At 68.0% G+C, this 10,156-nt stretch carries 11 protein-coding genes and 3 tRNA genes; 9 read left to right on the forward strand and 5 right to left on the reverse strand.

Annotated features, from left to right (window positions below):
* On the reverse strand, window positions 1–822 hold an 822-nt coding region (locus ACY45C_RS00260; RefSeq protein WP_462185668.1), incomplete at its 3' end, for a 2-oxoacid:acceptor oxidoreductase family protein.
* Window positions 823–1,368: 546 nt separating this feature from the next.
* Between ACY45C_RS00260 and ACY45C_RS00265 the strand changes: the two genes are divergently transcribed.
* Both ACY45C_RS00265 and htpX read left to right on the forward strand, forming a co-directional pair.
* Complete coding sequence (locus tag ACY45C_RS00265) at window positions 1,369–2,448, forward strand: Rossmann-like and DUF2520 domain-containing protein (RefSeq protein WP_462185669.1); 1,080 nt, start codon at window positions 1,369–1,371, stop codon at window positions 2,446–2,448.
* Window positions 2,449–2,488: 40 nt separating this feature from the next.
* Window positions 2,489–3,361, forward strand: coding sequence for a zinc metalloprotease HtpX (gene htpX / locus ACY45C_RS00270; RefSeq protein ID WP_462185739.1), 873 nt, complete (start codon window positions 2,489–2,491; stop codon window positions 3,359–3,361).
* A gap of 227 nt (window positions 3,362–3,588) precedes the next feature.
* On the opposite strand, the gene ACY45C_RS00275 is transcribed toward htpX, so the two are convergent.
* Window positions 3,589–4,104 (reverse strand): YajQ family cyclic di-GMP-binding protein, encoded by a 516-nt coding sequence (locus tag ACY45C_RS00275; protein ID WP_462185740.1) that lies wholly within the window; start codon window positions 4,102–4,104, stop codon window positions 3,589–3,591.
* A 159-nt stretch (window positions 4,105–4,263) separates the two neighbouring features.
* On the opposite strand from ACY45C_RS00275, the gene ACY45C_RS00280 reads away from it, so the two are divergent.
* A tRNA-Tyr gene (locus ACY45C_RS00280) sits at window positions 4,264–4,348 on the forward strand.
* A gap of 124 nt (window positions 4,349–4,472) precedes the next feature.
* Here ACY45C_RS00280 and pyrE read toward each other — a convergent pair.
* Window positions 4,473–5,006, reverse strand: coding sequence for an orotate phosphoribosyltransferase (gene pyrE / locus ACY45C_RS00285; RefSeq protein WP_462185670.1), 534 nt, complete (start codon window positions 5,004–5,006; stop codon window positions 4,473–4,475).
* 139 nt (window positions 5,007–5,145) lie between these two features.
* Between pyrE and ACY45C_RS00290 the strand changes: the two genes are divergently transcribed.
* The gene (locus tag ACY45C_RS00290; RefSeq protein WP_462185671.1) at window positions 5,146–5,598 is read left to right on the forward strand and encodes a gamma-glutamylcyclotransferase family protein; all 453 of its coding nucleotides are present in this window, start codon (window positions 5,146–5,148) and stop codon (window positions 5,596–5,598) included.
* Between the two features lie 25 nt (window positions 5,599–5,623).
* On the opposite strand, the gene ACY45C_RS00295 is transcribed toward ACY45C_RS00290, so the two are convergent.
* A complete protein-coding gene (locus ACY45C_RS00295; RefSeq protein ID WP_462185672.1) occupies window positions 5,624–6,181 on the reverse strand; it encodes a DUF7144 family membrane protein in 558 nt (185 codons plus the stop codon).
* Window positions 6,182–6,359: 178 nt separating this feature from the next.
* Window positions 6,360–7,865 (reverse strand): GH25 family lysozyme, encoded by a 1,506-nt coding sequence (locus ACY45C_RS00300; RefSeq protein WP_462185673.1) that lies wholly within the window; start codon window positions 7,863–7,865, stop codon window positions 6,360–6,362.
* 419 nt (window positions 7,866–8,284) lie between these two features.
* Between ACY45C_RS00300 and ACY45C_RS00305 the strand changes: the two genes are divergently transcribed.
* The 5 genes from ACY45C_RS00305 (at window position 8,285) to ACY45C_RS00325 (ending at window position 10,034) form a co-directional block, all read left to right on the forward strand.
* Window positions 8,285–8,360: transfer RNA gene (locus tag ACY45C_RS00305), tRNA-Thr, on the forward strand.
* A 99-nt stretch (window positions 8,361–8,459) separates the two neighbouring features.
* Window positions 8,460–8,536 (forward strand) — tRNA-Met (locus ACY45C_RS00310).
* 127 nt (window positions 8,537–8,663) lie between these two features.
* Complete coding sequence (rpmG, locus tag ACY45C_RS00315) at window positions 8,664–8,795, forward strand: 50S ribosomal protein L33 (protein ID WP_070131962.1); 132 nt, start codon at window positions 8,664–8,666, stop codon at window positions 8,793–8,795.
* A gap of 238 nt (window positions 8,796–9,033) precedes the next feature.
* Window positions 9,034–9,495 carry an FAS1-like dehydratase domain-containing protein gene (locus tag ACY45C_RS00320; RefSeq protein ID WP_462185674.1) on the forward strand — a complete coding sequence of 154 codons (462 nt, stop codon included), beginning with the start codon at window positions 9,034–9,036 and terminating at the stop codon, window positions 9,493–9,495.
* Between the two features lie 110 nt (window positions 9,496–9,605).
* Complete coding sequence (locus tag ACY45C_RS00325; protein ID WP_462185741.1) at window positions 9,606–10,034, forward strand: MaoC family dehydratase; 429 nt, start codon at window positions 9,606–9,608, stop codon at window positions 10,032–10,034.
* The last annotated feature ends 122 nt before the right edge of the window (window positions 10,035–10,156 follow it).

Raw genomic sequence — 10,156 nt, forward strand, 5'->3', positions numbered from 1 at the left:
GATCGGGTAGGAGCCGAGGAACACCGGCAGGCCGGTCAGCTCGCCGGCGGCGATCAGACCGTAGGACAGTGCCGTGTTCCCGGTGATCCGTCGGTAGGTACCGGCCTTCATCCGGGCCGGCGCCACCTCGTAGGTGACCGAGAAGGACTCGGTGGTCTCGCCGTAGTTGAAGCCGGCTCGGAAGGCCGCGACGTTCGCCGCGGCGATCTCGGGCCGTTTGGCGAACTTCTTCTCCAGGAAGCCGACGGTGCTCTCGGTCGGCCGGTGGTAAAGCCAGCTCATGAGGCCCAGGGCGAACATGTTCTTCGCTCGTTCGGCCTCCTTCTTGTTGACCCCGGTACCGACGCCCTCGGCGGCGTGCACCGCGTTGATGGTCATCGAGGTGAGCGGCACCCGATGCACCGTGTAGGCATCCAGCGTGCCGTCGGCCAGCGGATCCGTCGTATAGCCGGCTTTCTTGAGGTTGCTGCCGGTGAATGCATCGGTGTTGACAATGAGATTGGCCCCAGGCGGCAGGTCCTTCAGATTCGCCTTCAGGGCCGCCGGGTTCATTGCGACCAGTACGTCCGGTGCGTCACCCGGGGTAAGAATGTCGTGATCGGAAAAATGTAGCTGGAAGCCGGACACGCCGGCCGGCGTGCCGGCTGGGGCGCGGATTTCGGCAGGGAAGTCCGGAAGCGTCGACAGGTCGTTGCCGAATGCTGCCGTCTCGCTGGTGAACTGTTCTCCGGTGAGCTGCATACCGTCGCCGGAGTCGCCCGCGAAGCGCACGACGACCCGGTCGAGCCGGCGGGTCTCCCTCTCCCTGACCTGCTCTGACACCTTCAGTGACCTCCTCGGGTACCGTTCCAGCCTACCGGCCGTATCAATGATGCGCGCGCACCGTACCGCCGAGTTCGATCGCTCCATCCTCGTGGACGATCGACGATCGACCTCGGTCTCCGCATCCGTCGCGCCGTATGGTGATTGTTTGCCAACTCTACGTATATAGTCTTTGTCGTTGCGATCGTCCGGCTGGCGGGCCTTGACCCTGATATCGCTGGTCAGAAGGGGTGTACCGCCCGATGGAGATGATCGGCCGGATCCGGTTCAATGCGCTTCCGGTAATGCTTTCCACAATTTCGGGGGAGGCCTGGCGTGTCAGGGAATCGACAGGGTGATCTTTGTGTCGGGCGCCCGGAGCGGTGAGCTCGCTCTTGCCGGCGACCTGGCCTGATCCGAGATGTTGCCGACTGTAGTCGCCTGGTGGCTTGTGGCTGTATGTCCGGTGAGGCCCGGCGTCGGGGCATGGTGGCCGTGCGGGTGGCCGGGGTCGGCGGGTGGTCAGGTATCAGGGGCGGCCCGCTCAGAAGCGGGGAGCATCGGGACATGACGCATAGCCCGGACGAGCAGTCGGATGCCGCGAGCGGTCCGGATGACGGTCGGCCCGACGCCGCACCTTCGTTCACGGCCGCGAGCGATGGGCCGCGGGAGGCCAGGCCGCGGGAAAAGGTGGGAATCGTCGGGCCGGGCCGGGCCGGCACGGCGCTGGGCCTCGCCCTGGCGGCGGCCGGATATCCGGTAGTGGCCGTGGGAGTGCGCTCGCCGTGGCACCGATCGAGGGCCGTGAACCTGTTCCCGGACGCGTGGGTCGGCGGGGCGGCCGAGGTCGCCGGGCGGGCCGAGGTCCTCCTCGTCGCCGTGCCCGATGACGCGATCGGGCCGGTCGTCATGGACCTGGCCGCGGCGGGAGCCGTCGGGCCCGGCCGGACACTCGTGCATCTCAGCGGGCGCCACGGTCTGGGCGTCCTGGCGGCCGGCGGTGACGTGGGCGCGGCCCGTATCGCGCTTCATCCGATCATGACCCTGCCGGGGATCATCGAGGACTCCGCTCTCCTCGCCGGTGTCCCGTTCGGGATCACCGCCGATCCCGTGGCCGAGGGGCTGGCCCGCCGCCTGGTCACCGACGTCGGCGGCATCGCTCTGCCCGTCGCGGATGACCGGCGGGATCTTTACCACGCCTCTCTCGTGCTCGGCGGAAACTTCCTGACCACCCTGGTGGCGGCTGCCGGCGAGGTGCTGGCCGCGGCGGGCGTGCCCGATCCGGCCGCGGCGCTCGGTCCGCTGTTGCGGGCATCGCTGGCGAACACCCTGACCGACGGCTGGTCGGCGTCGACCGGACCGGTGCGGCGCGGTGATCTCGGCACCGTCGTGGCACATCTGACCGCGCTCGACCGGCTGGATCCACGGATCGCCGCCGTGTACCGACGATTGGCGATCTTTACCGCGGAGGAGCTCGAACGGGTCGGGCTGCTCGACCCGGCCGTGGTCGCACGTCTGCGCGAAGCCGTCCCGGACGAGCTCGGTGACCGACCGGGCAAGGCCCGCCGGGGGCCGGCGGCTGTACGGGCCGGGGGCGACGGTGGCCACACGCCCGACGGGAACGTTCCGCCAGCGCCGTCGCGTTGAGACAGGTGTACCGGTTCGACAGGACGGACACTTGATCGCCATGCCACACCGCCACTTCAACGGTCTGAAGACCGCGCTGCTGCTGGGCGTGCTGTCCGCCGCCATCATCGTGGTGGGTTCGCTGTTCGGGCGCGGAGGTCTGGTCATCGCGCTCGTGCTCGCGGTCGGTATGAACGGCTTCGCCTACTTCTTCTCCGACCGGATAGCCCTGCGGGCCATGCGGGCCTATCCCGTGACACAGGTCGAGCAGCCCCGGCTCTACGCGATCGTCGGGGATCTCGCCCGCAATGCCCGGATGCCCATGCCGCGGCTGTACCTCAGCCCGACCCGGGCGCCCAATGCCTTCGCCACCGGCCGTAACCCGCGAAACGCGGTGGTCTGTTGCACCGAGGGCATCATGGAGATTATGGACGATCGTGAGCTACGCGGCGTTCTCGGTCACGAGCTCAGCCATGTCTACAACCGGGACATCCTGATCGCCTCGGTGGCCGGGGCCCTTGCCAGTATTATCGTCTATCTGGCGAATATGGCTCAGTTCCTGGCCATCTTCGGCGGGCGGGACGATGAGGACGGTCCCGGCATCTTCGAGCTTCTGCTGCTGATGATCTTGGGCCCCGTCGCGGCGGCGATCATCCAGCTCGCGATCAGTCGGTCCCGGGAGTACCAGGCCGACGAGTCCGGCGCGACGCTCACCGGTGACCCGATCGGGCTGGCGAACGCGTTGCGCAAGCTGGACGCCGGCACCGCGGCGCGGCCCCTGCCGCAGACCTCCAAGCTCGGCCCCGCCGCCGCGCTCATGATTGCAAATCCGTTCCGGGGTGGGGGGGTCGGGAAGCTGTTCTCCACTCATCCACCCATGAACGAGCGGATCGCGCGTCTCGAACAGATGTCACGCATGAATCCGTATCGGTGACCGGGCCTGATGACCACGATGTTGTCCGCGGCGCGTCGCCGCGGCAACACCCCGAAGTACTCGGAGTACGCTTTAACCCTGAACCGCTAACCGCGAACTGCCGGCCGAAACGGCGTCGGTTCACAACCAGGACCGCGGCGGAGCAAACCCCCCAGGTTCCGCCGCAAGCACCCCGCCCGAAACCCCCATCGGGCGGGGTGCGCCCTGTCTTGAGCTTTTCCGTCGCGTCAGCGGTAGTTGACGAACTGGAGGGGAACTTCGAAGTCCTCGGCTTTAAGCATCTGGATCACGCGTTGCAGGTCATCGCGCTTCTTCCCGGTCACCCGTAGCTGATCACCCTGGATCTGGGCCTGTACCCCTTTCGGGCCATCCGTCCGGATCTTTTTGGCGATGGCCTTGGCCTTGTCCTCCGCGATGCCCTGCTGAACGGTGACGGGCAACCGGAACTCCTTGCCCGACGGCTTGGGCTCCTCGAAGGTCAGGGCCTTGAGGGAAATGCCGCGTTTGACGAACCTCTCCTGAAGCACGTCGAGCACCGCCTTGACCCGCTCGTCCGTGTTCGCTACAAGCAGAATCGACTCGCCGGACAGCGTCGCGGATGCGCCGGTGTCACGGAAGTCGAAGCGGGTCCGGATTTCCTTGACCGTCTGGTTGACGGCGTTGTCTATCTCCTGGGCGTCAACTTTGCTGACGATGTCGAAGGGTGGATCTGCTACGTGTGCGGACCTCCTGGCCGGTTCGATGTGGGTGAGGATCGTGTGGAGTCGGGCGCTGTGCGTGATCGTGGTGCGCGGCCTTCGTCTCGTGAGCCGCTACTCACCGTTGTAATCGATCGTCGGCGGCTGCGGCGGGGTGGTGCGGCATCACGATGCTCCGTCGGGACCGGTATGCTTCTCCACGACGGCAGGTTGCCCGAGCGGCCAAAGGGAGCGGTCTGTAAAACCGTCGGCTCAGCCTACGATGGTTCGAATCCATCACCTGCCACCATCCCGCAGTTCCCGGGGATCATGCTTCTGTACAGGCTCGGATCCACAGGCTCGGATCCACAGGCCCGGGGCATCGCTCCGGGCCTGTGCGCGTGCGGTCGCGGATGCTCCTTGTCGCCGGGCGGTCAGGTGTTCGCGGCGGCATCCAGGTCCGCCCGGGTCAGGACGGGGTGCAACGTCAGACCGAGCTCGGCGAGTCTCTCCCGGCAGCCCTCCTGCCGGTCGATCACGCAGAGCGCGTGTTCCACGACCGCTCCGGCATCCCGCAGTACCCGGGTCGCGTCGAGCACGGCACCACCGGAGGTGACCACGTCCTCGATGAGGACGACGTGGCGTCCGGTGACGTCGCCGCCCTCCGCGATGCGTCGGGTGCCGTATTCTTTGGCCTTCTTCCGGACGAACCGGGCGGGCAGGCCGGTGCGATGGGAGAGCAGAGTCGCGAGGGGCACTCCGCCGAGTTCGAGTCCGGCGAGGATCTCCGCGCCGGGCGGCACCAACTCGGTGAGTCCGGCCACCACCGCGGCGAGCAGCGCCGGGTCGGCTTCGAAGAGGTACTTGTCGAAGTACTCGGTGCTTGTCCGACCCGACCGGAGCAGGAATGTCCCGGTCAGATGGGAAGCAGCCCGAACCTGGGCGGCCAGCGCCGCGTTGTCGTTCACGTCTGCTCACTCTAGGACCGGTTCCCAGCCGGGATGCCGGCCGCAGACGGTCACCGGTGGTCGTTAAACAGTCACCGGTGACCGGTGACCAGAAACCGTGGCTCGTGGGCCGCCACGGCCGGGGCACTACCGTGGCCTCATGTCGTCGGCTGAGGCGGAGCGCGCGGTCCCGCTGTTCGTCTACGGGACGCTGCTGTTCCCCGAGGTCGTGCGGGCGCTCATCGGACGCGTGCCCCAGGCGGGGCCCGCTACGGTCACCGGCTGGCGGGCCGCCCGGCTGCGTGACCGGCTCTATCCGGGCCTCGTGCCCACGGCCGAGGCGGACGGGCCGGATCGGGCCACCGCCGGCCTCGTCCTCTTGGGGCTCGCCCCACGGGAACGGGCGATCCTCGATGCCTTCGAAGGCGAGGCCTACGAAGCCCGTCCGCTAGTCCTGGCCGACGGGCTACCCGCCATGGCCTACCTTTGGCGCGATCTCGCCGAGGCGATGCCGGAAAACTGGGACGCCCGCGTCTTCGCCGACCGTCATCTCACCGACTACGCCCTGCGATGCGTCACCTGGCGGGCGGGGCTGGCAGATCCGGCACCCTGACCGCGAGCTGACCGCGAGCCGCCGTTCAGCCGGTGGTGGGCGGCCGCGGACCCTCCTCGCGCCGGATGCCGCCCCCGGAGGTCACCCGGGTGCCACCGGTCTCGGCGAGGCGACCGACTCCGGCCTCACGCCCGGCGGAGACCCCGGCCTGGTCGCTCGGATACGGCTCCTCGTACCCGGCTCTGGCCCGAGGAGCATCGTAGGTGCACAGTGCGTAGATGACGACTACGTCGATCGCGATGATGACGACAGACCAGACCGGGAACGCTGCAAGGAACGCCAGCTGCCCGATGGCGTTGATCGCCGCGATTGCGACACCTCCCCAGCGGGCGGCCTCGTTACGGGCCGCGATGCCGAAGGCGATCAGTATCTCGACGACGCCGACCACGATCCACAACCAGCCCCAGAAGGTGGTGTCGGCGTAGATCACGCTGGCCCCGCCGTTGAGGTTGTTCACTACGACGGTGTAGTCGCGCAGGGACGCGATGCCGTAGATCAGGTTGTGGAAGCCGACGATGAACATGATGACGGCGGCGAAGGTGAGCCATCCGTTCAGCGGGCGTGCCACCCGTGTTCCTGCCATCTCATCCTCCCCGGTCGTACTCGCGGCGGATCGCTCTGCCCGCATGGTGCGGTCCGTCGTTGTTCGGTGGTCATACGACTACCTCTCCGCCGCGTAGGTGCGATACCCACGGTAGACCGCCGTCACCCATCGTCGTGTCCGTCGGGCCGGAGATGGTTCTTGCCGGCCCGGGACACGATCAGGGAGCGATGCCGGCGCCACCCGCCGCACCCACGCCACTTCTGCCGGTCCCACTCTTGCCGGCGGGCAGTGTCGTGACCGCGTTCGTCGCCGCGCTCCAGCGGAGCTTGCCGAACTGGAAGGCGCTCTCCCGTCCGCCCGGGACCGAGTACTCGTCGGTGATCGGAGGCCCGAGGCTCGACGTCGTGCCACCGAGGCCCAGATAGGTCTGCAGGATGCGGCCGTGGACCTCGTGCGCGCCGATGGCCGGGTGCCAGTAGATCCAGCCACCCTGGAACCTCGCCTGAAGCGTCTCCGAGGCCGTGGCGTACTCGACACCGCTCACTGGTCGGTGCAGGAAGCTGTTCGTTCCGCCCAGCTCCAGGAACTTTGTCGCGATGGATCCGTGCAGGGCCCGTACGCTGGTCGCCACGGACCAGAAGGCCAGGCCGTTGGAGTATCGCTGCCAGCGACCGCCACCGCCGGCGGGCAGTTCGCTGTCGACGGGCGTCCCAACGGCCAGACGGTTCAGCCCGGCGGTCGCGTACCACTTCTCGATCTCGCTGTGGGTGCCGTCGGCCTGTGCGGCGAGCGCGGTCGGCGTGCAGCACAGCACGTTCAGATCGACGTTGCCCATGATCCCCGGGACATTTCCACTCGAGGTGTACTGCCACAGCGCCCACTTCGTCCAGCCGCCGGGCAGCCAGCCCGGGGTCGCCTTGTTATTGTAGATGGCGAACCAGAACGGATACCGGGCGAAGCTGTGGTCGTCCGCCAGTTTCTTGGTCCAGAACGAGCGGTACGTGTAGAGGATGGGCGCCCGGCCGGTCTCGGTCTCGATCTTCTCGAGGAACGCCCTCGTCCAGGCGGCCAGCGTGGCGGGATCGAGTCCTCCGTCGTCCTCGAGGTCGAGCACGGGGGCCAGCTGCCCGGCGGCGCGGGTCAGCCCGCTCACCGTGATAAAGCGCTGTGCCTGGTCCACTGCGGTCGAGATCGGCCGCGCCGGCCGCGCGTAGTGATAGGCCCCGACCACCAGACCGGCCTTGGCGGCCGCCTCCCGGTCCGCGGCAAAGTACGGATTGGTGTAGTTCGTTCCTTCGGTGGCCTTAATGATCGCAAAGCTCAGGCCGGAGCCGCGCGCTGCGATCCAGTCGATGGGGCTGCCGCCGGGATGCTGCCAGGAGGCCACGTCGATCCCCCGTGGCCAGGTCGGGGACGGCACCGCGCTCTGGGCGACTCCGGTGGTCGCGGTCAACGCCCCCGCGGTGATGGCCAGCGCCGCGATGCTCGTCACCCGCGGGGGGAGGGGGATCGGCAGCAGGGACGGGCGGGTGTCGACCCGCCGCCGCGCCGACCCCGACGGAGGGCCGTGACCTTCTTCATCCGGGCGGCCAGGCGTGGGGGCGGTGGTCGGCAGAGCGGTGGTCGGCAGGGTGGTGGTCGTCGGCACGGTGTCGTCGGCGGTGGGACCGGGCCGGACCTTGCGCGTCGTCGGATACCGGCTGGAACGGTGCGTAGGACGCATGGGCAACCCTCGATGCTCGGGAGGCGATGCTGGGGAGGCTCGCCAGGCAGTTGGCTACGCCGGCAGCGGCGCACCAACAGGTGCTCCATACGCTAAGCATCGAAGAGATTACTTACAGCTATCAGCGTGAGTGGCGTCCAAGTAGGTTGCTACGGCTAGTTGTTCCCGCCGGCAATCTCCGCATGTTTCGATGGAACGGAGTGAGGGTCGGGCGTACTGGCGTGCCATGGGGCGGACCTGGCGACCAGGACGGGGGGGTCGTTTCCGACCCGCGTAGCGCCGACGTGGCCTACGGAGGCCCTCGCGCCGGTCGCCGGGGAGGATCGGTCGCCGGGGAGGATCGGTGGGTTCGGGGGCGAAGCGGGTGAGGGGGCCACCCAACCCCGCCCGTCGTCGTGTAATCTGAGCTCCGCGACCTCGCCCCTTTAGCTCAGTCGGCAGAGCGTCTCCATGGTAAGGAGAAGGTCTACGGTTCGATTCCGTAAAGGGGCTCCACGTTCCGCCTTCGGGTGGGTTCGTGTCCGGGGGGATGTCCGCCGGTCCTCCCGCGGGGTAAGATGTTGGTCGGGCCGCCGCAACCAGGTGGACCATCCCAGCGGTGTAGCTCAGTCTGGCAGAGCAAGCGGCTCATAATCGCTGTGTCGCCGGTTCAAGTCCGGCCACCGCTACCAGCAGGGTGCGGCCTGCCGCGAAGCCCGTGCGGGATCGCGGTTCGCCACGCCGCCCGACCTGTTCAGTAACCGACTCAGGAAGAGGCATCACGCCGTGGCCGCCACCGATGTCCGCCCGAAGATCACAATGGCGTGTCAGGTGTGTAAGCACCGGAACTACATCACGCGCAAGAACCGTCGCAACGACCCGGACCGCCTCGAACTGAAGAAGTTCTGCCCGAACTGCGGCAAGCACACGGAGCACCGCGAGACGCGCTGACGTCGTTCTGGCGGCTGCCCATCGGCGCGTCCGGGCGCCTGTCCCCACGTGGACAGGCGGGGTGGCGGGGTCGCTGAATCCTTCGTGTACTTATCTACGTTCCGCCCCGGTAGCCGGTCAGGGAAGTCCTGGGCCGGCTAGCTGGCATGCCGGCCCAGATTATCGACCGGTGGCGGGCGATGTGGTAACCACGTAGAGACACCCTGGTCATCCCGCTGATGGCGCGATCGGAGTTGCGATGCCGCTCAATCAGGACTTCGTGGGACGAAGCTCGGTCTCCTCCGTCCCGTTCCAGGTCGGGCGCGAGCACATCCGGCGGTTCGCCGAAGCGATCGGGGACGACAACCCGCTGTACCACGATCTGGAGGCCGTGAAGGCCGCTGGTTATCCCGATCTCGTGGCCCCACCCACGTTCCTCATCACAGTGATCCCCGGAACCCTCGGGGTGTCCACCGACGATCCGGAGCTCGGCCTCGACTTCTCCCTGGTCGTCCACGGCGAGGAACGTTTCGTGTTGCTTCGGCCGGTGGTGGCCGGCGACGAGCTGATCTGCACCTCGACCCTGACCGGCATCCGGTCCGTGGGGACCAACGAGGTGCTCGTCGTCAACTACCAGTTCGCCACGATCTACGGAGAGCAGGTCGCCACCGGCGTGTGTGGGCTGGTCTCGCGCGGGACGGCTCCGCCGAGGCACCGATGACACCTTTGCCGACAGGGTTGCCGGCAGTCCCGCCGGCCCCGCTCGGCTCCGGCGACCGCGCGTTGCGCACGTTCCGGGCGACCCCGGGCGTCCTCACGATCTGGAGAACGATGACCGCCACGGTGAGCTACGACGACGTCGAGGTCGGCACCGAGCTGCCGGAGCGGCTTTTCCCGTTGCGCCGGGATGATCTTGTCCGGTATGCCGGTGCATCCGGCGACTTCAACCCCATTCACTGGAGCGATCGGGCGGCCGCCGAGGCCGGCCTGCCGGGAGTGCTGGCGCACGGCATGCTGACCATGGCTACGGCCGCGCGGCTGGTCACGGACTGGCTTGGGGACCCAGGCGCCGTGGTCGAGTTCGGGGTGAAGTTCTCCTCCCCGGTGATCGTTCCCGACGACGGTGTCGGCGCGACGGTGTCCGTGCGTGGCGTGGTCGAGAAGAAGCTCGACGACAACCTGGTAGTGGTGAATCTCACCACCCGATGCGACGGCAAAAAGGTCTTGATGGCGGCCCGGGCGACCGTCCGGCTGCGCTGAGGCCTGCCGCGCGGCGGGGGACTGGCCGCCGGGCTGCCCGGCGGCTTCAGGCCGCCTCGGCAAGCAGGGCGGAGAGGCGGCTGACTCCTTTAACGAGATCGTCGTCGCTCAGCGCGTAGGAC

It is taken from the genome of Frankia sp. CcWB2 (assembly GCF_977927585.1).